Annotated in this window: 22 protein-coding genes; 4 read left to right on the top strand and 18 right to left on the bottom strand. The window is 71.1% G+C overall.

Going from position 1 to position 25,638, the window contains the following annotated elements:
* Positions 1-10 precede the first annotated feature (10 nt).
* The 3 genes from KBX34_RS03310 to KBX34_RS03300 all read right to left on the bottom strand — a co-directional run bounded on the left by KBX34_RS03310 (position 11) and on the right by KBX34_RS03300 (position 3,140).
* On the bottom strand, positions 11-952 hold the full coding sequence (locus KBX34_RS03310; RefSeq protein WP_088947421.1) for an acyl-ACP desaturase: 942 nt from the start codon (positions 950-952) through the stop codon (positions 11-13).
* A 71-nt stretch (positions 953-1,023) separates the two neighbouring features.
* Positions 1,024-2,352, bottom strand: a complete 1,329-nt coding sequence (hisS, locus tag KBX34_RS03305; RefSeq protein ID WP_210793041.1) for a histidine--tRNA ligase — start codon at positions 2,350-2,352, stop codon at positions 1,024-1,026.
* Positions 2,353-2,423: 71 nt separating this feature from the next.
* On the bottom strand, positions 2,424-3,140 hold the full coding sequence (locus tag KBX34_RS03300) for an MBL fold metallo-hydrolase (protein WP_088947419.1): 717 nt from the start codon (positions 3,138-3,140) through the stop codon (positions 2,424-2,426).
* A 270-nt stretch (positions 3,141-3,410) separates the two neighbouring features.
* On the opposite strand from KBX34_RS03300, the gene KBX34_RS03295 reads away from it, so the two are divergent.
* Both KBX34_RS03295 and KBX34_RS03290 read left to right on the top strand, forming a co-directional pair.
* Positions 3,411-4,289 (top strand): peptidylprolyl isomerase, encoded by an 879-nt coding sequence (locus KBX34_RS03295; protein ID WP_099852223.1) that lies wholly within the window; start codon positions 3,411-3,413, stop codon positions 4,287-4,289.
* A 61-nt stretch (positions 4,290-4,350) separates the two neighbouring features.
* A complete protein-coding gene (locus KBX34_RS03290) occupies positions 4,351-5,190 on the top strand; it encodes a peptidylprolyl isomerase (RefSeq protein WP_210923159.1) in 840 nt (279 codons plus the stop codon).
* 66 nt (positions 5,191-5,256) lie between these two features.
* Here KBX34_RS03290 and KBX34_RS03285 read toward each other — a convergent pair whose 3' ends face one another.
* The 8 genes from KBX34_RS03285 to ruvC all read right to left on the bottom strand — a co-directional run bounded on the left by KBX34_RS03285 (position 5,257) and on the right by ruvC (position 14,685).
* Positions 5,257-7,779, bottom strand: a complete 2,523-nt coding sequence (locus KBX34_RS03285) for a bifunctional (p)ppGpp synthetase/guanosine-3',5'-bis(diphosphate) 3'-pyrophosphohydrolase (protein ID WP_210923157.1) — start codon at positions 7,777-7,779, stop codon at positions 5,257-5,259.
* A 197-nt stretch (positions 7,780-7,976) separates the two neighbouring features.
* A complete protein-coding gene (locus tag KBX34_RS03280; RefSeq protein WP_088951624.1) occupies positions 7,977-8,543 on the bottom strand; it encodes an adenine phosphoribosyltransferase in 567 nt (188 codons plus the stop codon).
* Between the two features lie 88 nt (positions 8,544-8,631).
* Positions 8,632-9,825: a protein translocase subunit SecF gene (gene secF, locus KBX34_RS03275; RefSeq protein WP_088947415.1), complete on the bottom strand. Its 1,194-nt coding sequence runs from the start codon at positions 9,823-9,825 to the stop codon at positions 8,632-8,634.
* Between the two features lies 1 nt (position 9,826).
* Positions 9,827-11,737, bottom strand: a complete 1,911-nt coding sequence (gene secD, locus KBX34_RS03270; RefSeq protein WP_210923155.1) for a protein translocase subunit SecD — start codon at positions 11,735-11,737, stop codon at positions 9,827-9,829.
* A gap of 279 nt (positions 11,738-12,016) precedes the next feature.
* A complete protein-coding gene (gene yajC, locus KBX34_RS03265) occupies positions 12,017-12,373 on the bottom strand; it encodes a preprotein translocase subunit YajC (protein WP_218906795.1) in 357 nt (118 codons plus the stop codon).
* A gap of 121 nt (positions 12,374-12,494) precedes the next feature.
* A complete protein-coding gene (gene ruvB, locus KBX34_RS03260) occupies positions 12,495-13,562 on the bottom strand; it encodes a Holliday junction branch migration DNA helicase RuvB (RefSeq protein WP_141908817.1) in 1,068 nt (355 codons plus the stop codon).
* Positions 13,559-14,161 carry a Holliday junction branch migration protein RuvA gene (ruvA, locus tag KBX34_RS03255; RefSeq protein ID WP_141908816.1) on the bottom strand — a complete coding sequence of 201 codons (603 nt, stop codon included), beginning with the start codon at positions 14,159-14,161 and terminating at the stop codon, positions 13,559-13,561. Before ruvA ends, ruvB begins: the two co-directional genes overlap by 4 nt.
* On the bottom strand, positions 14,158-14,685 hold the full coding sequence (gene ruvC / locus KBX34_RS03250; RefSeq protein WP_088947410.1) for a crossover junction endodeoxyribonuclease RuvC: 528 nt from the start codon (positions 14,683-14,685) through the stop codon (positions 14,158-14,160). Before ruvC ends, ruvA begins: the two co-directional genes overlap by 4 nt.
* Before the next feature lie 378 nt (positions 14,686-15,063).
* Between ruvC and KBX34_RS03245 the strand changes: the two genes are divergently transcribed.
* Positions 15,064-15,846, top strand: a complete 783-nt coding sequence (locus tag KBX34_RS03245; RefSeq protein WP_210923153.1) for a 3-hydroxybutyrate dehydrogenase — start codon at positions 15,064-15,066, stop codon at positions 15,844-15,846.
* 14 nt (positions 15,847-15,860) lie between these two features.
* Positions 15,861-17,780 carry a helix-turn-helix domain-containing protein gene (locus KBX34_RS03240; protein ID WP_210793046.1) on the top strand — a complete coding sequence of 640 codons (1,920 nt, stop codon included), beginning with the start codon at positions 15,861-15,863 and terminating at the stop codon, positions 17,778-17,780.
* 34 nt (positions 17,781-17,814) lie between these two features.
* Here KBX34_RS03240 and KBX34_RS03235 read toward each other — a convergent pair whose 3' ends face one another.
* The 7 genes from KBX34_RS03235 to KBX34_RS03205 all read right to left on the bottom strand — a co-directional run bounded on the left by KBX34_RS03235 (position 17,815) and on the right by KBX34_RS03205 (position 25,631).
* Positions 17,815-18,423 (bottom strand): TetR/AcrR family transcriptional regulator, encoded by a 609-nt coding sequence (locus tag KBX34_RS03235; RefSeq protein ID WP_141908815.1) that lies wholly within the window; start codon positions 18,421-18,423, stop codon positions 17,815-17,817.
* A gap of 11 nt (positions 18,424-18,434) precedes the next feature.
* Positions 18,435-20,003 (bottom strand): MFS transporter, encoded by a 1,569-nt coding sequence (locus tag KBX34_RS03230; protein ID WP_210793047.1) that lies wholly within the window; start codon positions 20,001-20,003, stop codon positions 18,435-18,437.
* A gap of 81 nt (positions 20,004-20,084) precedes the next feature.
* Positions 20,085-20,756, bottom strand: a complete 672-nt coding sequence (locus KBX34_RS03225) for a transcriptional regulator (protein ID WP_231927315.1) — start codon at positions 20,754-20,756, stop codon at positions 20,085-20,087.
* Positions 20,757-20,969: 213 nt separating this feature from the next.
* On the bottom strand, positions 20,970-22,133 hold the full coding sequence (locus KBX34_RS03220) for an acyltransferase (RefSeq protein WP_247667592.1): 1,164 nt from the start codon (positions 22,131-22,133) through the stop codon (positions 20,970-20,972).
* Between the two features lie 55 nt (positions 22,134-22,188).
* Positions 22,189-23,499: a glycosyltransferase 87 family protein gene (locus tag KBX34_RS03215; protein ID WP_210793048.1), complete on the bottom strand. Its 1,311-nt coding sequence runs from the start codon at positions 23,497-23,499 to the stop codon at positions 22,189-22,191.
* 210 nt (positions 23,500-23,709) lie between these two features.
* Positions 23,710-24,729, bottom strand: a complete 1,020-nt coding sequence (locus KBX34_RS03210) for a branched-chain amino acid ABC transporter permease (RefSeq protein WP_210923151.1) — start codon at positions 24,727-24,729, stop codon at positions 23,710-23,712.
* Positions 24,726-25,631: a branched-chain amino acid ABC transporter permease gene (locus tag KBX34_RS03205; protein ID WP_247671374.1), complete on the bottom strand. Its 906-nt coding sequence runs from the start codon at positions 25,629-25,631 to the stop codon at positions 24,726-24,728. The genes KBX34_RS03210 and KBX34_RS03205 overlap by 4 nt, the downstream gene beginning before the upstream one ends.
* Positions 25,632-25,638: the final 7 nt, after the last annotated feature.

Here is a 25,638-nt window from a genome sequence, read left to right as displayed (position 1 = left end):
GGGTGGGGGTTTAGCGGAGGGCCAGGCGGGCGGCTCGGGCGTCGCGCTTTTCCTCGAAGCGGCTCGCGGCGCGCTCCAGGTTGTCCAGTTGGCCGGCGAGCTGCTCGCGGGCGGCTTCACCGTCGGCGTTGAGGCCGGTCACGTTGAAGACGTCCCACTGGCGCAGCACCGGCTGCAGCACATCGTCGCGGTGCTGGCGCAGGTCGTAGATGCCGGCCAGGGCGATCGCCACCGACTTGCGGGCGAAACCGTCGATGCCGCTGCCCGGCATCTGGAAGTCGGCCACCACGTCGGCGACGGCCCGCATGGCCTGACTCGGGGCCAGCTCGAACGCGGCGGCGAGCAGGTTGCGGTAGAAGACCATGTGCAGGTTCTCGTCGGCCGCCACCCGGGCCAGCAGCGCCTCACAGGCGGGGTCGCCGGTGGCCTTGCCGGTGTTGCGGTGCGAGATCCGGGTGGCCAGCTCCTGGAACGAGACGTACGCCAGCGAGTGCAGCACCTCGTCGCCGTGGGCGTTGGTGTAGCCCTCGGACATGTGCGTCATCCGGGCCCGCTCCAACGCCACCGGGTCCACGGCCCGGGTGACGGTCAGGTAGTCGCGGATCGCGACGCCGTGCCGGCCCTCCTCGGCGGTCCACCGGTGCACCCAGGTGCCCCACGCGCCGTCGCGGCCGAACAGGGTGGCGATCTCGTGGTGGTACGAGGGCAGGTTGTCCTCGGTCAGCAGGTTCACGATCAGCGCGGTGCGAGCCACGTCCGGGATGGTCGAGTCGGTCGGCGACCACGCCTCGCCGCCGAGCGGCCCGTCGAAGGTCCGCCCTTCGCTCCACGGCACGTACTCGTGCGGGAACCACTCCTTGGCGAGCGTGAGGTGGCGGTCGAGGTTGCGTGCGACCACCGGCTCCAACTCGACGAGGAGAGCGGTCTGACTGAGTGTGGTGCTGACGGTCACAAGAAACTCCCTACGGTGGCGTAACTTACGCTACCGTAGGTCCCCGCGGCCGTCAGCGCCAGTGGAGAGACTCACCCAACAGTCGGCTTGAGGTCCTCCAGAGGGGGCATCCACTCCTGCGCACCGGCCGTGACCTGCTCACCCGAGCGGATGTCCTTCACCTCGTCCGGCGCTCCGTCGACACCGGGGAACCAGACGTACGGGATGCCGCGTCGCTCGGCGTAGCGGATCTGCTTGCCGAACTTCGCCGCGCTCGGCGACACCTCGGTCGGCACCGCGCGCCGCCGCAGCGCCTCGGCCACCCGGTTGCTGGCCGTCCGCTGCTCCTCGCTGGTCACCGCGACGAGCACGGCGGTCGGCACCTCCCGGGACACCGACAGCTCCCCCGCGCCGAAGAGCAACCCGAGCAGCCGGGTCACCCCGATCGAGATCCCCACCCCGGGGTACGAGACGGCGCCGGCGGTGGCCAGGTTGTCGTACCGGCCGCCGGAGCAGATCGAGCCGAACCGCTCGTAGCCGCGCAGCTGGGTCTCGTAGACGGTGCCGGTGTAGTAATCCAGGCCACGGGCGATGCGCAGGTCCGCCACGCAGAGGCCGGGCGAGTGCTCGGCGGCGGTCTCCACCACCCGGACCAGTTCGTCGATGCCCTCGTCGAGCAGCGGATCGCTCACCCCGAGCGCGCGGACGGCGTCGGCGAACGAGGCGTCCGGGGCGGAGATCTCGGCCAGCGCCAGGCACGCCTTGGCCTGCGCCTCGCTCGCCCCGGCGGTCTGGGCCAGCAGGTCGGCCACCTTCGCCGGGCCGATCTTGTCGAGCTTGTCCACCGCGCGCAGCGCCGCCTCCGGGTCGGTCAGCCCGATGCCCCGGTAGAAGCCCTCGCAGATCTTGCGGTTGTTGACCTGGATCGTCACCGGCGGGATCGGCAACGAGCGCAGCGCGTCGCCGATGACGAGGGGCATCTCCGCCTCGTGGTGCGGGGCCAGGGTGTCCCGGTCGACAATGTCGATGTCGGCCTGCACGAACTCCCGGTAACGGCCCTCCTGCGGCCGCTCACCCCGCCACACCTTCTGGATCTGGTAGCGGCGGAACGGGAACGCCAGCTTGCCGGCGTTCTCCAGCACGTAACGGGCGAACGGCACGGTCAGGTCGAAGTGCAGGCCGAGCTGGTCGTCACCACCGGAACCCTCCGCGTCGGCGTGCAGCCGCCGGATCACGTAGACCTCCTTCGAGGTCTCGCCCTTGCGCAGCAGCTGGTCAAGCGGCTCCACCGCGCGGGTCTCCAGCGGCGCGAAGCCGTACAGCTCGAAGGTGGCCCGGATCCGGTCGAGCACGAACTGCTCGATCATCCGCTGACCGGGGGTCCACTCCGGGAAACCGGAGATGGGCGTGGGCTTGCTCATCGGCGTACTCCTTGCGGTGCCGCGCCCGCGGCGCGGTGGTGTCGTGGGTCCGCGCGCGGCGCGGAGAAGGTCTAGAGGCCCCGGGTGGGCGCCGGTCGGCCGCCGCCGACCTGCGCCACCTCGATGAGGTACGGGTTGCTGGCGCGCTCGCGGCCGATGGTGGTGGCGGGGCCGTGGCCGGGCAGCACGACGGTGTCGTCGGCCAGCGGAAGGATCTTGTCGCGCAGGCTGGTGAGCATGGCCGGCATGCTCCCGCCCGGCAGGTCGGTGCGGCCGATCGACCCGGCGAAGAGGACGTCACCGGAGAGGCACAGCTCGTCGGCCTCCCAGTCCGACCCCGCGCCGGGCAGCCGGAACAGCACCGACCCGCCGGTATGGCCCGGGGCATGGTCGACGGCGATCTCCAGGCCGGCGAGCGTGAGGGTGGCGCCGTCGGTCAGCTCCGCCACGTCCTCCGGCTCGGTGTAGCTCAACCGACCGCCGAAGAGCGACGTCAGGTCGGCCGAGAGGCCCTTGGACGGGTCGGCCAGCATCTCCCGGTCGCCCGGGTGCACGTAGGCGGTGACGCCGCGCGCACCACAGACCGGCGCGACCGAGAAGGTGTGGTCGAGGTGGCCGTGGGTGAGCAGCACGGCGGCCGGATGCAGGCGGTGCTCGGCGAGCAGCGCGTCGAGCTGGTCGAGCACCCCGATCCCGGGGTCGACCACCACGCACTGCTCCCCCGGCGCGGTGGCAACCACGTAGCAGTTGGTGCCGAAGGCGTCCGCGGGAAAGCCGGCCACGAGCACAGGCGCTGTCCTTTCCGTCGAGCAGCTGTCGTCCTGCCAGCAGCCTAACGGGCGTGCCGAGCGACTTTGCCGCGTCCGCCCCTCGCGCCCCGTACGGCGCAGTGACAACACCCGATAAGCGCTGCTCGGGATGGGGTGGAACCTCGTACACCACATTCCCAGTCGCTAGCCGTACACTCTGGCGGGCGTGTGGCGCGACACACGTGACGCCCGGACGGGCCGGGACGCCCGGTCGCCGGCGACGACCAGGTAGAGGAAAGGGGAGCACGGGTGGCTTCCAGCAGGGACCGGCAGCGCAAACTGGCGCGGGAAAAGCTCGACCGGCAGTTGGCTCGCCGAGCCGCCGCGACGCGGCGCCGTCGGCAGATCCAGGCCGGTGTCGGTGCCGCCCTGATCCTCGTGTTGGTGGTGGCCGGCTCGGCCTGGGCGCTCGGGGCGTTCGACTCCGACTCGAAGCAGAACACGGCCGCGGAGGACACCTGCCTCTGGACGCCGCAGGACGCCACGGCCAACACCAACCTGAAGGACGTCGGCACGCCGGCGACCAAGGATCTGCCCACCGACGGCACCCGGGCGATGACGGTGACGACCAACCAGGGCGCGCCGATCACCGCGGAGCTGAGCCTGACCAACTCACCGTGCGCGGCGGCGAGCATCGCCCACCTGGCGAGCCGGTCGTTCTACGACAACACCAAGTGCCACGAGATCACCACCGAGGGCGCGCTGCACTGCGGCGATCCCAGTGGCACCGGCCTCGGTGGGCCCACCTACTCGTTCTATGACGAGGAGGTGCCGACCGTGCCGTCGGCGTCCCCGTCGGCCAGCCCGGCCCCCGGCCAGCCGCCGACGTACCCGAAGGGCACCGTGGCGATGGTCTCCAACCCGCCGGGCAGCAACGGCAGCCAGTTCCTGATCTTCTTCAAGGACTTCACCACCGCCGACCCGAAGTACCCGGTGATCGGCAGGGTGACCGGCGGGCTGGACGTGGTGGAGAAGATCGGCGCCCTCCCGACCGTGGACAATGGGACCGGGGCCAAGGTCAAGCCCAGCACCGACGTGACGATCCAGAGCCTCACGGTCGGTGAGCCGGTCACCGGCGCCGCACCCTCGGCCTCCGGCGCCCCGGCCAGCAGCCCGAGCGCCGGCTGACCGGGCACCACCACCCACCCCAAGCGGCACTCAGCAGCAGACAGCCCAGGAGGATCCAGGCGTGACGTCCACCAGAGAGCGGCAGCGCGCGGCGGCACGCGCCCGGCTCGAGAAGGAGATGGCCGAGCGGTCGGCCAAGGCCCGCAAGCGCCGGCAGACGCAGGCGATCGTCAGCGCGGCTGCCGCGCTGGTGCTCGTGGTCGCCGGCACCGTCTGGCTGGCGATGAGCCTCGGCGACGACGACGACAAGAACGACACCGCCGCGCCCGCGGCCGGGGCGTCCGAGTGCGTGTTCAACGCGCTGCCGGCCGAGCAGCGGCCCCCGCAGATCAAGGACGTCGGGGTGCCGAGCAACGAGCAGTACGCCAAGGGCGTGCAGACCATGACGATCGACACCAACCTCGGCCCGATCACGGCCAAGGTCGACCGGTCGCTGGTGCCGTGCACGGCGGGCAGCTTCACCTACCTGGCGGAGAAGAACTTCTTCGACAACACCAAGTGCCACCGCCTGGTGACCGAGGGCATCAAGGTGTTGCAGTGCGGTGATCCCAGCGCCACCGGCAACGGCTGGCGGGAGACCGACGGTCAGGGTGGCCCGAGCTACCGCCTGCCCGAGGAGAACCTGCCCACCGACAAGCGCCCGCCGTACCCGGAGGGTGTCATCGCGATGGCCAACTCCGGCCAGCCGGGCAGCACCGGCAGCCAGTTCTTCATCGTCTACGGCGACTCGCCGCTGGACCCGGCGTACACGGTGCTGGGCACCATCACCGGTGGCCTGGACATCGTCAAGGACGTGGCCAAGGCCGGCGACGACGGGGCTTTCGCCCAGCAGGCCGGCGGTGGCCACCCGAAGAAGGAGGTCATCATCAAGGACCTCACCATGAGCAACCCGCAGGGCTGACCCCCGCGCGCACGACGAAGCGCCCGCCGGCTGAGCCGGCGGGCGCTGTCGTGTCCGGGGTACGCGTCAGGCGCCGGAGGTGACCCGGTACGCGTCGAAGACGCCGTCGACCTTGCGGACCGTGGCCAGCAGGTGGCCCAGGTGCTTCGGGTCGGCCATCTCGAAGCTGAACCGGCTCACCGCCACCCGGTCGCGGGTCGTGGTGACGGTGGCGGAGAGGATGTTGACCCGCTCGTCGGAGAGCACCCGGGTGACGTCGGCCAGCAGCTTGTGCCGGTCCAGTGCCTCGACCTGGATCGCGACCAGGAACGTCGAGGCGGAGGTGAGCTTCCAACTCACCTCGACCACGCGCTCGCTCTGCGCCCGCAGGTCCTCGGCGTTCGCGCAGTCGTCGCGGTGCACGCTCACCCCGCCGGAGCGGGTGACGAAGCCGAACACCGAGTCCGGTGGGACCGGGGTGCAGCAGCGGGCCAGCTTGATCCAGACGTCGCTGACGCCCCGGACCACGACACCGGGGTCGCTGCTGCTCTGCCGGCTGCGCGGTGGCCGGGTGGCGACGGCGGTCTCGGCGATGTCCTCCGCCGCGCCCTCCTCGCCGCCGTACGCGGCCATCAGCTTCTGCACCACCGACTGCGCGGAGACCTGGCTGTCGCCGACCGCCGCGTAGAGCGAGGCCACGTCGGCGAGGTGCAGGTCCCGGGCGATCGACATCAGCGCGTCGGAGGTGAGCATCCGCTGCAACGGCATGCCCTGCTTGCGCATCGCCTTGACGATCGCGTCCTTGCCGGCCTCGATCGCCTCCTCGCGCCGTTCCTTGTTGAAGTACTGCCGGATCTTCGTCCGGGCGCGAGGGCTCTTGACGAAGCCCAGCCAGTCCTGCGTGGGGCCGGCCGTCTCGGACTTCGACGTGAAGATCTCGATCACGTCGCCGTTGGACAGCGTCGACTCCAACGGCACCAGCTTGCCGTTGACCCGCGCCCCGATGCACTTGTGCCCGACCTCGGTGTGCACCGCGTACGCGAAGTCCACAGGCGTCGACCCGGTCGGCAGCGGGATGACGTCACCCTTCGGGGTGAAGACGTACACCTCCTGGCTGGACAGGTCGAAGCGCAGCGCGTCCAGGAACTCGCTCGGGTCGGCCGCCTCACGCTGCCAGTCGAGGAGCTGCCGCAGCCAGGTCATCTCGTCGATGTGCGCGGGCGGGCCGACGATCTGGGTGCCCTTGTGCTCCTTGTACTTCCAGTGCGCGGCGATGCCGAACTCCGCGGTGCGGTGCATCGCGTACGTGCGGATCTGCATCTCCACCGGCTTGCCGGTGGGCCCGATGACAGTCGTGTGCAACGACTGGTACATGTTGAACTTGGGCATCGCGATGTAGTCCTTGAAGCGGCCCGGCACCGGCTGCCAGTTGGCGTGGATGACACCCAGCGCCGCGTAGCAGTCCCGAACCGTGTCGACCAGGATCCGCACCCCGACCAGGTCGTAGATGTCGTTGAAGTCCCGACCCCGCACGATCATCTTCTGGTAGATCGAGTAGAGGTGCTTCGGCCGCCCGGTGGTCTCCGCCTTGATCTTGGCGGCCTTCAGGTCGGTGCCGACCTTCTGGGTGACCTGCCGCAGCAGCGTCTCGCGCTGCGGCTGGTGCTCCCCGATCAGCCGGTTGATCTCCTCGTAGCGCTTCGGGAACAACGTGCCGAAGGACAGGTCCTCCAGCTCCCACTTGATCGTGTTCATACCGAGCCGGTGCGCGAGAGGCGCCAGGATCTCCAGCGTCTCCTTGGCCTTCTGCTCCTGCTTGGGGCGGGGCAGGAAGGTCAGGGTGCGCATGTTGTGCAGCCGGTCGGCCAGCTTGATCACCAGCACCCGGGGGTCCTTGGCCATCGCCACGACCATCTTGCGGATCGTCTCGGCCTTGGCCGCGTCACCCAGCTTGACCTTGTCGAGCTTCGTGACGCCGTCGACCAGGAGGGCGACCTCGCCACCGAAGTCGGCGCGCATCTGGTCGAGGGTGTATTCGGTGTCCTCGATGGTGTCGTGCAGCAGCGCGGCGACCAGCGTGGTGGTGTCCATCCCCAGGTTGCCGAGGATGGTCGCCACCGCGAGCGGGTGGGTGATGTACGGGTCGCCGGACTTGCGGTACTGCCCGGAGTGCCACCGCGCGGCCGTGTCGAAGGCGCGCTGGAGCAGCCGGGCGTCGGCCTTGGGGTGGTTGTCCCGGTGGCTCGCGATCAGCGGCTCCAGCACCTCGCTGACCTGCGAGGTCTGCCAGGGCGCGTTGAACCGGGCCAGCCGGGCCCGCACGCGCCGGCCGGTGGGCGCGTTGGACAACCCGAAGCCACCGCTCGGCGACGGGTCGATGCCCGCGTCGGTCGGGAACGGCACCACAACCCCGTCGGCGCCGGGCGCGGCCTCGACGCTCGGCGGGCCGCTGATCGGGCGGACAGTGGTCTCGCCCGCAGCCTTGCCGGAGCCGTTGCCGGTGCCCGTCACCCGGGCCGGCGCGTCGCCTGTCCGGTCAGTCACCGAGCCGTCAGCGTCGCCTGTCGGGTGCACCGTGCCCTCCGCCGGAGGGACGACATCGTGGGACACCGGCCTCCTCACCGCTCGCCGGAAACACACCGACCGAACATCGGCCGGCCTGGTCTCGCCTCGCCGGACGTGTGCGGCCGGCGTCAGCAAAGGGCAATGCTACCCGCACCGGAGGCCCCCTGCCGCTCCGCCGGACGGTCGACGCCGGCAGTGTCCGCCGGATCTGGGATCAAACGGTCAGCCGCGTGTCGAACTGCTCAAACGGTCAGCAGGGCGTGCACCGGACGCTGCGCCAACCGCTCGCGCCCGCCCAGGAACCCGAGCTCCAGCAGGACCGTGAAGCCGGTGACGGTGCCGCCGGCCCGCTCGACCAGGTCCAGCGTCGCCTCGGCGGTGCCGCCGGTGGCCAGCACGTCGTCGACGACCAGGACCCGGTGCCCGGCGGTGAAGGCATCCTCGTGCACCTCCAGGGTGGCCTCGCCGTACTCCAGGGCGTAGGACACCGAGTGCGCCGGGCGGGGCAACTTGCCGGCCTTGCGCACCGGCACCACGCCCACCCCGGCCGCGTAGGCGACGGCCGCCGCGACGACGAAGCCGCGGGCCTCGATGCCGACGACAACGTCGAAGGCGTCCCGCCCGTGGTACGCGACGATCCCGTCGATCACCTCACGGAAGACCTTCCCGTCCGCGAACAGCGGCATCAGGTCCTTGAACAGGACGCCGGGCTTGGGGAAGTCGGGCACGTCCAGCACCCGGCTGGCGACCAGTCGGGCGGCCTCCGGGCCGCTGTCCCCGCGCGCCTCGGTGCTGTGGGTCTCCGTCACGGCTGTTCCGCTCTCCTTCAACGACGACGGCGTCCGGCAGTGCTGCTCACACAGCATGCCGGACGCCGTTCGGGTGTTTCCGTTCGGGTCAGCGCCGCTTGGCGCCACCCGGCCGGTTGCCGCCGCCACCCGGGCGACCGCCCCGGGCGCCGGTCGGCCGCTTGCCCGCCGGCCGGGCGCCCACCTTGGGGGCGGCACCCGCCAGCGCGGCGGCGTCCGGGTCGAGCGGCTCGTCGGTCGCGTCGGCCTGGGCCGGGCTCGCGGCCCCCTTCGGGGTGACCTCGCCGCGGGCGAGGGCGCCCCGCCGGGTCAGGACGCGCTTGTTGTGCGCCTGGATCCGCGGGTCGTAGTTCTTCAGCAGCGCCAGCAGCGGGGTGGCCACCAGGATGGAGGTCAGGAACGCCACCGCCATACCGACGAACAGCACCAGGCCGAGGTCCTTCAGCGTGCCGGCGCCGAGCAGGCCGGCACCGATGAAGAGCAGACCGCCGACCGGCAGCAGGGCGACCACCGAGGTGTTCAGCGACCGCATCAGGCTCTGGTTGACGGCCAGGTTGGCCGCCTCGCCGTACGTCTGGTTGTTGTTGGCGGTGATGCCCCGCGTGTTCTCCTGCACCTTGTCGAAGACCACCACCACGTCGTAGAGCGCGAAGCCCAGGATCGTGAGGAAGCCGATGATCGTCGACGGGGTGACCTCGAAGCCGACCAGCGAGTAGATGCCGGCGGTGAGGATCAGGTTCGTGATCAGCGAGGCGACCGCGGCGACCGCCATCCGCCACTCGAAGCGCAGGATCAGGTAGACCATGACCAGTGCGATGAAGATGACCAGACCGAGCACGGCCCGCTCGGTCACCTGGCTGCCCCACGCCTCGCTGACCTGGTTGCTGCTGATCTGAGCCGGGTCGATGCCGAGGTCCTCGGCGATCTGGGCCTTGACCGCAGTGGTCTGGTCGGCGTCGAGCTGTGCCGTACGCAGCTCGTAGGTGTCGCCGCCGGTGCCGCCGACCTTCTGCGCGGTGGCCACCGTGACGCCGGTGTTCTCCGTGGCGAGGGCCGAGTTGACCTCCCGCTCGGCGTCCTCCAGGGTGCCGACGCTGGCCGGCACCTGGAACGAGTTGCCGCCGGCGAACTCGATGCCGAGGCTGAAGCCACGCAGCCCGAAGCTGAGGAGCGCGATCAGGATCAGGACCCCGGCGACGCCGAACCAGACCTTGCGCTTGCCGACGACGTTGAGACCGGCTTCGCCGTTGTAGAGGCGGCTCGCCAGACCGTTTTCAGCCATCTCAGGCCTCCTTGGCGCGCGGGTTGCGGGGCTGAGTCGGCTGGTTGCGGGCCGGAAGCGCCCGACCCAGACCGCTGACCCGCGGGGACAGGAACGCCCGGGTCCGGGCGAACATGGTCATGATCGGGTGGCGGAAGAGGAAGACCACGACCAGGTCCAGGACCGTGGCCAGGCCGAGGGCGAACGCGAAGCCCTTGACCGTGCCGACCGAGACCACGTAGAGCACCACCGCGGAGAGCAGGGTGATCGCGTTGGCCGAGATGATCGTCCGGCGGGCGCGGATCCAGGCACGGGGCACCGCGCTACGCGGGCTGCGCCCCTCCCGGATCTCGTCCTTCAACCGTTCGAAGTAGATGACGAACGAGTCCGCCGCGACACCCAACGACACGATCATGCCGGCGATGCCGGCGAGGGTGAGCGTGAAGCCGATCTGCCGGCCGAGCACCACCAGCGCGCCGAAGACGAGCAGCGCGGAGAGGATCAGGCTCAGGAAGATCACCGAGCCGAGCAGCCGGTAGTAGAAGAACGCGTAGATGATGACCAGCAGCATGCCGATGCCGGCCGCGAGCAGACCGGCGCGCAGGTGGCTGGCACCCAGCGTGGCGGTGACGTTCTGCGCCTCCTGCTGCTCGAAGGTCACCGGCAGCGCGCCGTAGCGCAGCTGACCGGCCAGCGTGCTGGCGTCCTTCTGGTTGAAGTTGCCGGTGATCTGCGAGTTGCCGGTCAGCACGCCCTGGATCTCCGGGGAGGAGACGATCTCGTTGTCCAGCACGACGGCCACCCGGCACTTGCCGTCCTGACCCAGCGCGGTCGCGTCGCAGGCCTGACCCTCGTTGTTGAACGCCTCACGGGTCAGCGCCGTCCACTTGCCCTGGCCGTTGCCGGTGAAGTCGAGGCTGACCACCCAGGCGTTGGTCTGGTCGAGCACCGCGTCGGCGTCGGACACGTCGGTGCCCAGCACCTTGGCCTGGTCGAGCAGGTACTTCGAGGCGCCGTCCTCGCAGGAGACGACCTGCTGCTTCGCGTCCGAGATCGACGCCGGCGGGCGGGCGTCGAGCTGCGCGCAACCGATGGTCGGCACGTTGAACTGCATCTGCGCCGGCAGCACGGCGACCTCTTGCGGCGACAGGGTGCCGAACGGCTTGAGCTTGTCGGCCAGCGAGGGGTCGGACGCCAGGTCGGCGGGGGCCTGCAGACCGTTGGCGGCCTGCCAGGACGCCACGCCCACCTTCTGCTCGACGGCCTTGCGCTGCTGCTCGATGCTGGCCGGCACCGGCTCGGTGCTGGCGCTCGCCGAGGGGGCTGCGGCACTCGGCGAGGCGGACGCGGACGGGGTCGGCGTGGCGCTCGGCGACGCCGGGGCCATCCCGCCCTGACCTCCGCTGGGCGAGGAGGTCGCCTTCGGCGCGCCACTGCCCGACGGGGTCGGGACCGCGCTGCCGGACGGGGTCGGCACGGCGCTGCCGGACGGGGCCGGCGTGGCGGCCGGCGGCGGCACGGCGGCCGTCCCGCTGCCGTCGGCGGCCTTGAGGACCTTGCGGAAGCGCAGCTCGGCCGCTTCGCCGACGTCGTCGAGGTTGCGGTTCTCACCGGGCAGGGAGATGACGATGTTGCGGTTGCCCTCGGTGACCACCTCGGCCTCGGCCACGCCGAACGCGTTGACGCGGCTCTCGATGATCTGGCGGGCCTCCTCGAGGTTCTCCGCCGTCGGAGGCTTGCCGTCGACGCTGTTCGTCGCCTCCAGTGTCACCCGGGTCCCGCCGATGAGGTCCAGACCGAGCCGGGGCTCGAGCCGGTCCTTCAGGCTGCCGCTGGCACCCGAGAAGAACACCAAAAGGTAGAGGACGACGAAGATGAACCCGAGCACGGCGAGCTGCCGCCCGGGGCGCATCTGTCCCTGAGGTGGTGCCACGGCTGTCCTGTCTCCCTGTACGGTCGCGCCGCTGCGCGCAGCGGCGGCGGGTGTCGGGCCGGGGGTCCCGGCCGACGGGTCGGCCCTGGGCCGACGAGGTGCCGGCACGAGGACCGGTCACGCCGGCGTGGGGACGCCGACGGTCACGGGAACGTGCCGACGCCCGGCGTCGACCCAACTATCCAGTTTTCACGTCTCGTCCGCTGCCCCGTCGGGCGCGGCGGCCCGGAAGCCGGTCGACCGGCCGTACGCCGGACTCGCCACCCCCGGGAGGGAGGGTCACTCCTTGACGGTGTCCGCGTCCTCGGTGACCGGCTCGCTCGGCAGCTCCGCGCGGGTGACCACCCGGGCGATGGCCGGTCGGGCGTAGCGGGTCTGCACGCCCGGAGCAACCTCGATCAGGACGGTGTCGTCCTCGATGCCGGTGACCGTGCCGTAGAGCCCACCGATGGTCACGACCTCGTCGCCGGGGCCGAGGTTGGACTGCATCGCCTCTGCCTCTTTGCGGCGCTTCTGCTGGGGCCGGATCATCATGAAGTACATGACACCGAAGAGCAGGGCGATCATCAGGATCGGCGTGAAACCGCCGGCCCCGCCACCCGCTGCTGCCAAATGCACGGTTACTGACCTTCCCATTGGCCACCTGCCCGGCACCGGGGTGCCGGAGCGGAGGCGGATTCTCACGTCCTGTACAGACCGCGGCGAAGTCTAAACCCTGCACCTGAGAACGCCGAATGCGGCACAGATCACGTTCACATCACGGCTGATCGGTATCCAAGGAGAACAGATCGGGCGCGGGCGGACTATCCATACCAAATGTACCATTCGGCGGGGTACGTCCCAGATGCCGCCAAGCTCCCTCAGTCGCCACCCGGCCCCGGGGCGTACGGGCCAGCAGACCGGCACGGACCAGGAACGGCTCGCAGACCTCCTCGACCGTGTCCGGCTGCTCCCCCACCGCCACAGCGAGGGTGGACAGACCCACCGGGCCACCCCGGAACGAGTCGACCAGCGCGGTCAGCACCGCCCGGTCCAGCCGGTCCAGGCCGAGCGCGTCCACGTCGTACACGATCAGGGCCGCCCGGGCGGTGTCGAGATCGACCACCCCGTCGGCCCGCACCTCCGCGTAGTCGCGGACCCGGCGCAGCAGCCGGTTGGCGATCCGGGGCGTGCCCCGGGACCGACCGGCGATCTCGGTCGCGCCCTCCGGGGTGATCGGCACACCGAGAATCCGCGCCGAGCGGTGCAGCAGCGTCTCCAGATCCGCCGGGGCGTAGAAGTCGAGGTGCGCGACGAAACCGAACCGGTCCCGCATCGGCCCGGTCAACAGGCCCGAACGCGTCGTCGCCCCCACCAGGGTGAACGGCTCGACGTCCAGCGGGATCGCCGTCGCCCCCGGACCCTTGCCGACCACCACGTCGACCCGGAAGTCCTCCATCGCGCTGTAGAGCAGTTCCTCCGCCGGCCGCGCGATGCGGTGGATCTCGTCGATGAAGAGCACATCGCCCTCGGCGAGGCTGGTCAGGATGGCCGCCAGATCACCGGAACGCTCGATCGCCGGGCCGCTGGTCACCCGGATGCCCGCGCCCAGCTCCGCGGCGACGATGTTGGCCAGACTCGTCTTGCCCAGCCCCGGTGGGCCGGAGAGCAGAATGTGGTCCGGTGGTGACCCCCGCCGCATCGCGCCCTGCAACAACAGGTCGAGCTGATCGCGCACCCGGTCCTGGGCGATGAACTCGGCCAGCCGCTTCGGCCGTACCGTGGCCTCCGCGTCCCGTTCCGCGTCGCTCACGTACGCCGAGACAAGCCCGTCGATCTCGCTCATCGGGTGCGGCCCAGCAGGCGGATGGCCTGCTTGAGCAGGACCGGCACCGGCGGCGTCGGGCCGTCGATGGTCTCCGCCACGGCGGCCACCGCCTGATCGGCCTGACCGGCGGACCAGCCCAGCCCGACGAGCGCCTGCCGGACCTGGTCGGGCCAGGCACCAGCGGTCACCCCGCCCACGCCGTCGGCGCCGATCGGCACCGGGCCGATCCGGTCGCGCAGCTCCAGCACCAGGCGCTCGGCGCCCTTCTTGCCGATCCCGGGCACCCGGGTCAGCGCCGCCGTGTCGGCGTTGGCGATCGCCTTACGCACCGCGTCCGGGGTGTGCACGGCCAGGACCGCCTGGGCCAGTCGCGGACCCACCCCGCTGGCGGTCTGGAGCAGCTCGAACAGCGACTTGGCGTCGTCGTCGGCGAAGCCGTAGAGGGTCAGCGAGTCTTCCCGCACGATCAGGCTGGTCGCGAGGCGGGCGACCTGACCGACCCGCAGCTCGGCGAGCGTGCCGGGAGCGCAGTGCACGGCGAGACCGACACCGCCGACCTCGATCACGGCCTGGTCCGGACCCGTCGCGGTCACCGTGCCGCGCACGCTGGCGATCATCGTGCTCCTCCTCGTCGTACCCGGTCGGCCGCCGCGGCCAGCTTGGAGCGGGTGCCGCCGCGCCACACGTGGCAGATGGCCAGGGCCAGCGCGTCGGCGGCGTCGGCCGGCTTCGGTGGCTCGGCCAGCCGCAACAGCCGGGTCACCATGGCGGTCATCTGCGCCTTGTCGGCCTGACCGGACCCGGTCACGGCCGCCTTCACCTCGCTCGGCGTGTACGTCTGCACCGGCAGCCCTGCACGCGCCCCCGCCAGCACGGCGATGCCGCTGGCCTGCGCGGTGCCCATCACCGTGCGCACGTTGTGCTGGCTGAACACCCGCTCGACGGCGACGCTCTCCGGCTGGTGCTCGGCGACCAGCTTGGTCAGCGACTGATCCAGGTGCAGCAGGCGCAGCGACAGATCGTCGGCCGGGTCGGTGTAGACCACGTAGTAGGCGATGAGAGTGCAGGGCCGGCCCGGCACACCCTCGACCACGCCCACCCCACACCGGGTCAACCCCGGGTCCACACCGAGCACGCGCACGCGACCCCTCCCCGAAAACCGTGACCAGTACGTGTGTTCGACACCCTACTGCCCGCCCTCCCAGCGGCCCCACGGGACACGCCCCACGCCCCACGCCCCACGCCCCACGCCCCACGCCCCACGCAACTTCCCGGATGTTGCTGCCTCCGGCGGGCGAGAGACAGCAACATCCCTGATGTTGCGCGGATCTTGACGACGAACACCGTGCCCGCGGCGCGACGCGGCGCGGCGCGGCGGGACGGGGCCGGGGCGGGGTGGTCGCGAGCGGCGGTGGGGCGGGAGTGGGTGGCCGGGGCGGTGGGGCCACACAGCTTTGCACCGGAGTATGTGTCGCTGGCCCATGTGCCGGGGAGCACACAGCTCGTAACTTCTTGCGCCATGACGGCAGAACCCGTGGCGGTCCGCCACGTCGTACAGGTCGACCTCGCCGGTCGGACCGCCCTGGTCACCGGGGGCGGCAGCGGCATCGGGCGGGCGTGCGCCCTGCGGCTGGGCGCGGCCGGCGCCAAGGTGCTCGTGGTGGACCGCAACCTGGAGGCGGCCAAGGCGGTCGCCGCCGAGGCCGGCGGCCGGGCCGAGGGCGTGGACCTGTCCGACGCCGCGGCGGTGGACCGCCTCGACGTGGACGTGGACATCGTGGTCAACAACGCCGGGCTCCAGCACGTCGCGCCGGTGCAGGACTTTCCCGTCGAGCGCTTCGAGTACATCCAGCGGGTGATGGTGGAGGCGCCGTTCCTGCTGATCCGCCGGGCGCTGCCGCACATGTACGCCCGGGGCTGGGGTCGCATCGTCAACATCTCCTCCGTGCACGGGCTGCGCGCGTCGCCGTACAAGGCGGCCTACGTCTCGGCCAAGCACGCCCTGGAAGGGCTGTCGAAGGTGGTCGCGCTGGAGGGCGCCGCGCACGGGGTGACCGCCAACTGCATCAACCCGGCGTACGTCCGCACGGCGCTGGTGGAGAGCCAGATCGCCGACCAGGCGGCCAGCCACGGCATCGACGAGACCGAGGTGATCGAAAAGATCATGCTGGCCCGGGCCGCGATCAAGCGACTGATCGAACCGGAGGAGGTGGCCGAACTGCTGGCGTACCTCTGCTCGCCGCCGGCGGCCTTCATCACCGGCGCGTCGATCGCCCTCGACGGGGGCTGGACGGCCAACTAGTGGGCCCGAGCACAATGTCGACCATGTCTTCGCCGGTGGAGTTCCTGGAACTGCTCGCGCGGGAGGCCGCCGCTGTCGAGTTCGAGGGACCGTTGGTGGCCGCGCGTGCTGCCGGGCTGCCGGCCGACAAGCTGGCCGAGCTGGAGCAGGCCAAGTCGGTGGCGTTGCGGGTCCGCGCGTTGTTGGAGCGCCGGCGCAGGCGCGAGACCGAGCTGTCCGGCCTGTACGACACGGTCAGCGACCTGGCCGGGCTACGCGACCTGGACGACGTGTTGCGGGCGATCGTGCACCGGGCCCGCAACCTGCTCGGCGCGGACGTGGCCTACATGACGCTCAACGACGACGAGCGCGGCGACACCTACATGCGGGTGACCGACGGGTCGGTTTCGGCCCGTTTCCAGCGGCTGCGCCTGCCGATGGGTGCCGGCCTCGGTGGGCTGGTGGCCCAGTCCGGGGCCCCGTACGTCACAGCGAACTACGGCGAGGACGCGCGCTTCCACCACACCGGTGAGATCGACGCCGGGGTCGGGGAGGAAGGGCTGGTGGCGATCCTCGGGGTGCCGCTGCGGCTCGGCTCCACCTCGATCGGCGTGCTCTACGCGGCCAACCGTTCGGCCCGGCCGTTCGTCCGGGAGGAGGTGGCGCTGCTGGTCTCGCTCGCCGCGCACGCCGCGGTGGCGATCGACACCGCCCGGCTGCTGACCGAGACGCGCTCGGCGCTGGGCGAGCTGTCGGCGGCGAACACCACCATCCGGGCCCACAGCAGCTCGGTGGAGCGGGCCGCGGCGGCGCACGACCGGATGACGGCGCTGGTGCTGCGCGGCGGCGGTGTGGAGGACGTGGCGGCGGCGGTGACCGAGGTGCTGGGCGGTGCGCTGCTGGCGCTGGACGCCGAGGGCCGCCTGCTGGCCCGGGTGGGTGAGATCGACGAGCCGGACCGGGCGGACATCGTGGAGGCGGTCGCGGCCTCGCGCACCGAGGGGCGCAGCGTGCGCCGCAGCCCGCTCTGGTACGCGGCGGTGGTGGCCGGCGCGGAGAACCTGGGTGCCCTGGTGCTGCGTCCGGACGACGAGTTGGTCGACGCCGACCAGCGGATCCTGGAGCGGGCCGCGCTGGTGACCGCGCTGCTGCTGTTGTTCCGCCGTACGGTCGCCGAGGCGGAGGGGCGGGTCCGGGGCGAGCTGCTGGACGACCTGATCGCCCGCCCGTTGCGGGACACCGACGCGTTGCGCAGTCGGGCCCGCCGGCTCGGGGTCGACCTGGACGCGCCGCACGTGCTGGTGGCGGTGGGCGACGACGCGATCGCCGCGACCGGCTCGGCGAGGCAGCGGGTGCTCTCCTGGGCCACCACGTACGCCTCGGCGCGCAGCGGACTGGCCGCGGCGCGGGACGGCCGGGTGGTGCTGATGCTGCCAGGGCTGGACGCCGGTGGCAGCGCTCGCGCGGTCGCGCGGGACCTGTCCCGGGTGACCGGCCGGCCGGTGACCGCCGGGGCGAGTGGTCCGTCGAACGGGCCGGCGGCGCTGGCCGCCACGTTCCACGAGGCGGATCGGTGCCTGACGGCGTTGGGCGCTCTGGGTCGCGACGGGCAGGGTGCGAGCACCGCGGAGTTGGGCTTCGTCGGGTTGCTGCTGGGCACTGTCGGCGATCGGGGTGAGAAGGACGTGACCCAGTTCCTCGCCACGACCGTCGGGCCGGTGGTCGACTACGACGCCCGGCGGGGCACGGCTCTGGTGAAGACGCTGGAGGCGTACTTCGGGGTGGGTGGCAGCCTGGCCCGGGCCGCCGAGCAGTTGCACGTGCACGTCAACACGGTGACCCAGCGGTTGGAGCGGGTCGGGCAACTGCTCGGCGCCGACTGGCAGCGGCCCGAGCGGGCGTTGGAGGTGCAGCTCGCGCTGCGCCTGCACCGGCTGCGCGCACCGGCCGGCTGACCAGGACCGGCCGGCGGGCGGACTCGCGGCCGGCTCAGCGGACCTGAATGCCCTCCAGCACGGCGTCGACGACCCGCTCGGGCAGGGTCTGCTCGTCCAGGTCCGGGTTCCACTGGAGCACCCGTTGGATCAGCATCGGCCCGGTGAGCAGCGCCATCGTCACCTCGACGTCGATGTCGGCCCGGAGCACCCCCTCGGCGATGCCGCGCCGCAGGACCTCGCGCATGAGCTGCCGCCGGGGCCCGATGATGTTCTGGTAGAGCTGGAACTGGTCCGCGCTGCGGTTCACCGCGGGCACCAGACAGGGCATGATCTTCGCCGCGCGGGGGTCGACGTTCTTGCCGATCGCGCCGACCAGCAGCACCAGGTCGTCGCGGACGGAGTGCCCGGCCGGCTGCGCCATGACGCCCTTGAGTCGCCGCAGCGCGTCCAGCAGGAGGGCGTCCTTGCCGGCCCAGCGGCGGTAGATGGTGGCCTTGCCGACCCCGGCCCGCGCGGCGATCGCCTCGATCGACAGCGCCTCGATGGTGCTGCCCTCGGCGAGCAGGTCGAGGGTCGCTTCGATGATCGCCTCGTCGGCGCGGACGCTCCGCGGTCGCCCGGGCGACCGCGGAGCATCGGCAGTGGACATCATGTCCGACATTCTTCCCGCACCTACGCCGTGCCGGCCAACTCGGGCTCGGCGACCGGCGCCACAGGGGCGACGCTGGAGTCCTCCCGACCCGGCATCCAGCGCAGCACCACGATGACCCCCAGTGCGGCGATCACCGCGGAGAGCCCGGCCGCCCAGTGCATGGCGGTGACGAAGGCGTCGTTGGCCGCCGAGATCAGCGCCGGCGCGTCCGGGCCGAGCTGGCCCGCCGCCGCGTACGCCCCGGAGATCGACTCGTTGGCCGTGTCGCGGGCCTGCGTGGGCAGGCCGGTCAGCGCGTCACCGATGTCGCTGCGGTAGACGGCGGAGAGCACCGAGCCGAGGATCGCCACGCCGAGCGCACCGGCGACCTGGCGGACGGTGTTGCTGACCGCCGAGCCCACACCGGCCTTCTCCCGGGGCAGCGCCGACATGATCGACTCGGTGGCGGGAGGCATGATGTTGGCCATCCCGGCGCCCTGGATGAGGAAGGCGACCAGCACGATCCAGATCGGGGTGGAGGCGCCGATGAACACGAACGCGGCGAGTGACACCACGGTCAGCGCCAACCCGACGGTGGCGACGGCCCGGCCGCCGTAGCGGCGGACCATCGCGGCGCTGCGCGGTGCGAAGACCAGCTGGGCGGCGGCGAAGGGCAGGAAGAGCAGACCGGTCTGCAGCGGGCTGTAGCCCCGCACCAGTTGCAGGTAGAACGAGCCGAAGAACAGCGAGCCCATCGCGGCGAAGAACACCAGGCCGACGATGGCGACCGGCGCGGCGAAGCGGGGCACCTTGAACAGCCGGACGTCCAGCGACGGGTGGTCGCTGCGCCGCTCGTGCTGCACGAACCAGGCCAGCACCGCGATGCCGACCAGGATCGAGCCCCAGACCACCGGGCGGCCGAAGCCGTGCTCGCCGCCGTCGATGATGCCGTAGGAGAGGGCGACCAGGCCCACCACGGAGAGCAGCACACCGAGCACGTCGACCCGGCCCGGCCGCGGGTCACGCGACTCGGGGACCAGCAGCGCCACCAGGATCACGCCGGCGACGACCACCGGCACGTTGATCAGGAAGACCGAACCCCACCAGAAGTGCTCCAGCAGCGCGCCGCCGAGGATCGGGCCGATGGCCACGGCGAGACCGACCGCTCCGGCCCAGACACCGATGGCCCGACCACGCTCACGCGGGTCGAAGACGTTGGAGATGATCGACAGCGTGACCGGCATGATGGCCGCGCCACCGACCCCCATCAGGGCGCGGGCCGCGATGAGCTGGCCGGGGCTCTGGGCGTACGCGGAGAGCAGCGACGCCAGGCCGAACAGCACCAGACCGATCATCAGGAAGCGCTTACGGCCGGCGCGGTCACCGAGCACCCCGAAGGTGAACAGCAGCCCGGCGAAGACCAGCGTGTAGGAGTTGATGGACCACTCCAGCTCGCCCTGGGTGGCGCCGAGGCCGTGCACCGGGTCGGCCAGCGTGCGCAGGGCGACGTTGAGGATCGTGTTGTCGAGGACGACCACGAGGAGGCTGATCACCAGCACCCCGAGGATCGCCCACCTCCTCGGGTGGCCCGTGTTGTTGTGCAGCTCCATGCCTGATTTCCCCCCATGCTTTCCCCGCGACGCAATACGATACGGGTCAGACTCGTAACGCGGGTCAGCCTACGACGCGCATTAACGATACGGCACCGATCCGTATCGTATGTGGTGGGCGTCACGTCCGGGAACGCCCGCGAGGCAGGCGGTGACGGCCCTCGGCAGCGAGTCGAGATGCGCCACCGGCGCGGTGAGCGGCTCGATCCAACCCGGCCCCGCGCCGTACACCCGCAGGCGTGCGAACTCCCGGGCGAAGCGGACCAGACGGTACGCGCGGCCGGTGACCGGCGTCTGCGACCAGAGCACGACGGTGTGCGGCCGTGCCCGGTACACCGCGCTGGTCAGCGCCGACCAGGGCAGCGCCGGGCCGAGATTCAGACACCCACGGCCCTGCTCGCGCAGCGCGGCGGCCAGCGCCTGGAGGCCGAGACTGTGCGCCTCCTTCTCGGCGCCGGCCAGCAGCACGCCACCGGTCGGCAGCGACCGGCCCGGCTCCCGGCGGTAGACGTCCAGCCCGACCCGGACGCCCTCGCTGAGGGCGTGCTCGACGACCACCTCGGCGGCGGTACGCCCCGACAGCCCGGCCAGCAACGGACGACAGACCTGCTCCCAGAGCGCCGGCACGCCCCAGGCCTCGGCCAACTCCAGCACCAGCGTCGCGACGGCGTTGCCGTCCAGGTCCTCGGCAGCCAGCGACACCTGCTTGTGCGCGATCTCCACGGCCTCGGCCGGCATCGGCTCGATCAGCACCAGACGCACCCCCGGGTAGACGTTCCCTACCCGGGGGTTCGCTGAAACGGCGCGCGGCGGATGCGCCGTCGTGAGATTTACCGGCGACGGGCCGCCAGCCGGTGAGCCAACTCGGCGGCGCTTGACCAGGCCTCCCAGGTTGACGACGAACAGACCGCCAACGTCAAGGCGTTCCAGAAGGGTCTGAAGCAGCTCAAAGAGCGGACCCCGATGTCAGCGAGTGGTCCGCAGTTGGCGCATCGAGTCGTTGAGCTGCCGCTTCATCCAGCGAGCGGCGGGCCGTTCGACGAAGCGGTGGATCAGCCAGGCGGCGATGAGCAGGCCGGCGATCAGCGTAGTGATCAGCAACCACGGCGACAGGTGGTCCTGGAGCCGGTCGATGACGGCGAGCCCGACCGTCTGGTGAATGAGGTACAGCGGGTAGGTCATGGCACCGGCCGTCGCGACCCAGCCCCACTTCACCCAGGAGAAGAAGTTGAGAGCGACCGCCGCCATCACCACGACGAAGGCCGTCACGATGACGGCCGTCGGCGCGAAGGCGACGTCGCGGGCCTGGGCCAGGCTGGGCAGCCGGGTGATCGCGATCAGCCAGGAGAGGCCGATGATCGACCACAGCAGCAGGTTCGGGCCGAAGCGGTAGATGAGATAGAGGGCGATGCCCGCGATGAAGTAGCTGGAGTAGCCGGCCGCCACGACGGCGCTGAACCATGGGCTGCCGAACTTGGGCACGACCAGCGAGGCGACGGTCCAGATGGCGCAGAAGGCGACCACACCGCGGTAGGTCAGGCCGCGCGCCACGAGGATGGCGAAAAGGAGGTAGAAGACCAACTCGACGGTGAGCGTCCAGTACGACAGGTCGAGGTGCCGGATGCCGAGGAACTCCTGCATCATCGTCAGGTTGCCCACCACTTCGCGGAGCTTGAGGTCGACGCCCCTCGGCACGGCCACGAGCACGGCGGCGGACACCAGGACCGCGAACCAGTAGGCGGGGTAGAGCCGGACGACGCGGGAGACGAAGAAGTCACCGACGGAGCGTCCCCAGGCGCTCATGCAGATGACGAAGCCGCTGATGATGAAGAAGAGCTGCACGCCGAGGAAGCCGTACTGGGAGACGGAGTGCAGCAGCCCGAAATGGGACGCGGCGGAGGGCTGCCAAACACCGATCTTGTCACCGACGAGGTGGTACGCGACGACCATGAGCGCAGCGCCAAGGCGCAGTCCGTCGAGGACCAGCAGGCGCGGCCGCCGCCCGCCCGCTGCCCGCTCGACGGCCGGCGCCTCCACGCCGTCCTGCCGGGGCAGGTCCGCGCGTTGGCCGGCCTGCATCGGCTCGGTGGTCTGCGCTGCGACCGCGTGCTCGTCCATCGCCTGCGTCATCGACGTCTCCTGGTGTTCGCGGCGGTTCCGAGCCGCTGTCGCCGTAGGGAATTGATCACGGGTTTGCGGTGCCGACGGCCGGCAGGACCGTCCGTTCCGCACGGGACCGCCAGTACAGCCACAACGCGGCGAGCGCGAAGAGCACCAGCATCGTCGACACGTAGGGATCAACCGCGAGCCGCTGGGCCGGCCCGTCAAACCGGTTAGCCTGCCAGATCAGGCCGCGCGGGATGACTTCGCCACGATAGGGGGCCGGCCACATGAGAAACGGCACGATCGCGGCTACCGCGACGACGCCGGCGATCAGACGTGCCGTGCCGCGTGAGCGACGCGCTACGTCGATCAACACCACCGCCATCGGGCCGATCCAGAGCCAGTAGTGCGACCAACTGACGGGCGAGATGAGCAGCATGGTGAAGCCGACGACGACCATCGCCATCGCTTCCTCGCCGTGCCGCTGGAGCGCGGTGGCCAGGGCGAGGCCGCCGACCAGCACGACGGCGACGGAGAGCATCCACCAGATGGTGTTCTGCTGGTCGGTCCCGAGCAGTCGGGCGGTGAAGCCCTGCAGGGACTGGTTGCCCCCGTAACGCGGGCCGGAGGACATCAGCACCCGGTGCGAGTCGAACGCCCGCCCGGTCAGCCAGTAGTCGTACGAGCCGCCCGGCTGGATGATGGCGCCCAGCAGCGTGAGCCCGACGAAGGTGCCGGTCGCGACGATGGCGGCCCGGATTCGCCGGGTGAGCAGCAGGTAGACCACGAAGAGTCCGGGCAGCAGCTTGGTCGCGGTCGCGACGCCGATGCCGACGCCCTTGAACCGGCTCCGGCCGGGCAGGGCGAGGTCCGCCACGATCAGCAGCATCACGAAGATGTTGATCTGGCCGAGGTCGAGGTTGCGCTGCAGCGGCTCGGTCCAGACCAGCACCGCGCCGACGGCGGCGACGAGACCGAGCCGGCCCCGCGTGCCCTCGTAGCCGAGCATCTTGGTGGTGAACCACAGGGCGAGGAGCATTGCCGCGATACCCACGATGTTCATGACGGTGAGCGCGGTCCGTGGATCGAGCAGCGTCAGCGGCGTCAGGAACGGCAGGGTGATCGGCGGATAGGTGTACGGAAGGGCCAGCGTGGTGTACCCGAGCTGGTAGACGGGCTGCCCATCGAGGAAGGCGTGGGCGGCCCCGAGGTACATGTTGAAGTCCGTCCCGCGGAACGGCCGGTCGCGCACGAACGCGCCGTACGCCGTGAGCGAGATGACCAGCAGGGCCAGGCCCGGGACGAGGAGCCAGTTCGGCAGGGGGGTCCGCGGGCGCGCGGCGTGATCGGCCGGTACGTCGGTGGCGAGCCGGCGGATGCGCTGTATGAGCATAGTGGGCTGGATCCTAGTCGGGTCGCCACCCCCGTGGGAGACGGCCCCCACACCTTCGGCGACTTGCCGTAGCCGGACAGTTACGACCGGTTGCATCGATGGCCGAGAGGGCTGGCGAACTCCCTGGTAATAGCGCGTAACCGGCCTGGCGGCGACGAGGCCGAGCCGGTGACCCGGGCTCGTCGCCCAGGCCACCGACGCACGCCAGAGTTATCTGCGGCGGGTGACGGCCCAGCGCCGGGCCAGGTCGGCCACGGTCCCCCAGATGCCGCACCGGAACAGCACCACGACCAGGACGAAGATGCCGCCGGTGACCAGGCCGATCGGCTCGAACCCGGAGAACGACAGCCAGTCCTCCAGCCGCACCACGATCCCGGCGCCGAGCACCCCACCCCAGAGGGTGCCGATGCCACCGAGCACCACCACGATGACCGCCTTGCCGGAGGTGGTCCAGTGCAGCACGTCCAGCGAGACGAACCGGTGGCCGACAGCGAACAGCCCGCCGCCGAGGCCGGCGATGAACCCGGAGAGCACGAACGCGGTGAGCTTGTAGCGGTGCACCGGGTAGCCCAGTGCCCGCGCCCGGGCCGGGTTGTCCCGGATGCCGACCAGCACCCGACCGAACGGCGAGTGCACGATCCGCCAGGCGGCGGCCAGCCCGAGCAGCACGATCGGCAGGATCGCGTAGTAGAAGAAGTAGTCGTCGGTCAGATCCAGGCCGAAGAACGAACGGGGCACCCCCTGGAGACCGTTCTCACCCTGCGTGACCGAGCGCCACTCGTTGGCCACGTAGTAGACCATCTGCGCGAACGCCAGGGTCACCATCGCGAAGTAGATGCCGGTCCGCTTGACCGCGAGGTATCCGATCGGCACCGCCAGAACGGCCGCGGCGAGCGCGCCGGCCAGCACCGCGAGGGGGAACGGCAGGCCCGCGTGGATGGCCACCAGGCCGGTGACGTACGCCGAGGTGCCCCAGAACGCGGCGTGACCGAAGGACATCAGCCCGGTGAAGCCGAGCAGCAGGTCCACCGCGACGGCGAACAGCGCCCAGCAGAGGATGTCCACCGCGACCGCCGGGTAGAGGCCGTTGGGCAACCACGCCGCGACGGCCAGCCCGACGGCGAGCAGCGCGTACCGCACCCAGCCGGGAGCCCGGGCCACGGCGATCAGCCCGGACGGGGGTGTCGAGCGGGACGCGTCGGCGGCGGCAGTGTCCACGGTGCTGGTCATGCGGGAGCCTCCTCACGACCGAACAAGCCGGCCGGGCGCCAGAGCAGCACGCCGGCCATCACGACGAAGACGATGGTCTGCGAGACGATCGGGAAGGCCGACAGGTACGCCTCACCCCACGCCTGCACGAGGCCGATGCCGAAGCCTGCGGCGACCGAACCGAAGATCGAGCCCAGCCCGCCGATCACGACCACCGCGAACACCACGATGATCAGGTCGGCCCCCATCAGCGGGTTCACCGCGCGCATCGGTGCGGCCAGCACGCCGGCGAGACCGGCCAGCCCGATCCCGAAGCCGAAGACCGGTGTCACCCACCGCCCGACGTCGATGCCGAAGGCGCGGGTCAGGTCGGGCCGCTCGGTGGACGCCCGGACCACCATCCCGATCCGGGTACGGGTGAGCACCCACCACACCGCGACGCAGAGCAGCACCGCGAAACCGAGGATGAACACCCGGTACGTCGGGAAGTCGAAGAGCCCGAAGTTGACCGACCCGCTCAACAGCGACGGGGTCTCGTACGGGCTGGACTGCACGCCGTAGCGCAGCTTCACCAGATCCTGGAGGATCAGCGTCAGGCCGAAGGTGAGCAGGAAGTTGTAGAGCGGGTCGAGCCTGGTCAGCCGCTGGATCACGGCGCGTTCCAGCGCCATGCCGAGCAGTCCCAGCCCCACCGGCATGATCACCAGGGCCGCCCAGAAGGGCACTCCCGCCTCGGTGAGCAGCACGTACGCCCCGAACGCCCCGAGCATGTAGAACGCGCCGTGCGCGAAGTTGACCACCCGCAGCATGCCGAAGATGACGGCGAGCCCGAGGGCGAGCAGGGCGTAGAACGCCCCGCTCACCAACCCGTTGAACGTGTTCTGCGCGAAGCCGCTCACAGCGAGCCGCTCACAGCGATGCATTCGTTTC

The organism is Micromonospora sp. M61 (assembly GCF_018070245.1).
In the GTDB taxonomy this organism is placed as follows: domain Bacteria; phylum Actinomycetota; class Actinomycetes; order Mycobacteriales; family Micromonosporaceae; genus Micromonospora; species Micromonospora zamorensis.
This window is presented reverse-complemented; position numbering and strand designations above follow the sequence as displayed.

Bases quoted from the DNA above. Each gene is read 5' to 3' on its own strand.
- KBX34_RS03215 (WP_210793048.1), bottom strand. From the start codon at position 23,499: ATGCTCATACAGCGCATCCGCCGGCTCGCCACCGACGTACCGGCCGAT.
- KBX34_RS03245 (WP_210923153.1), top strand. From the start codon at position 15,064: ATGACGGCAGAACCCGTGGCGGTCCGCCACGTCGTACAGGTCGACCTC.
- ruvB (WP_141908817.1), bottom strand. From the start codon at position 13,562: ATGAGCGAGATCGACGGGCTTGTCTCGGCGTACGTGAGCGACGCGGAA.
- hisS (WP_210793041.1), bottom strand. From the start codon at position 2,352: ATGAGCAAGCCCACGCCCATCTCCGGTTTCCCGGAGTGGACCCCCGGT.
- KBX34_RS03230 (WP_210793047.1), bottom strand. From the start codon at position 20,003: ATGGAGCTGCACAACAACACGGGCCACCCGAGGAGGTGGGCGATCCTC.
- secF (WP_088947415.1), bottom strand. From the start codon at position 9,825: ATGGCTGAAAACGGTCTGGCGAGCCGCCTCTACAACGGCGAAGCCGGT.
- ruvA (WP_141908816.1), bottom strand. From the start codon at position 14,161: ATGATCGCCAGCGTGCGCGGCACGGTGACCGCGACGGGTCCGGACCAG.
- KBX34_RS03205 (WP_247671374.1), bottom strand. From the start codon at position 25,631: ATGCATCGCTGTGAGCGGCTCGCTGTGAGCGGCTTCGCGCAGAACACG.
- KBX34_RS03240 (WP_210793046.1), top strand. From the start codon at position 15,861: ATGTCGACCATGTCTTCGCCGGTGGAGTTCCTGGAACTGCTCGCGCGG.
- KBX34_RS03235 (WP_141908815.1), bottom strand. From the start codon at position 18,423: ATGTCGGACATGATGTCCACTGCCGATGCTCCGCGGTCGCCCGGGCGA.
- KBX34_RS03210 (WP_210923151.1), bottom strand. From the start codon at position 24,729: ATGACCAGCACCGTGGACACTGCCGCCGCCGACGCGTCCCGCTCGACA.
- yajC (WP_218906795.1), bottom strand. From the start codon at position 12,373: ATGGGAAGGTCAGTAACCGTGCATTTGGCAGCAGCGGGTGGCGGGGCC.
- KBX34_RS03220 (WP_247667592.1), bottom strand. From the start codon at position 22,133: ATGACGCAGGCGATGGACGAGCACGCGGTCGCAGCGCAGACCACCGAG.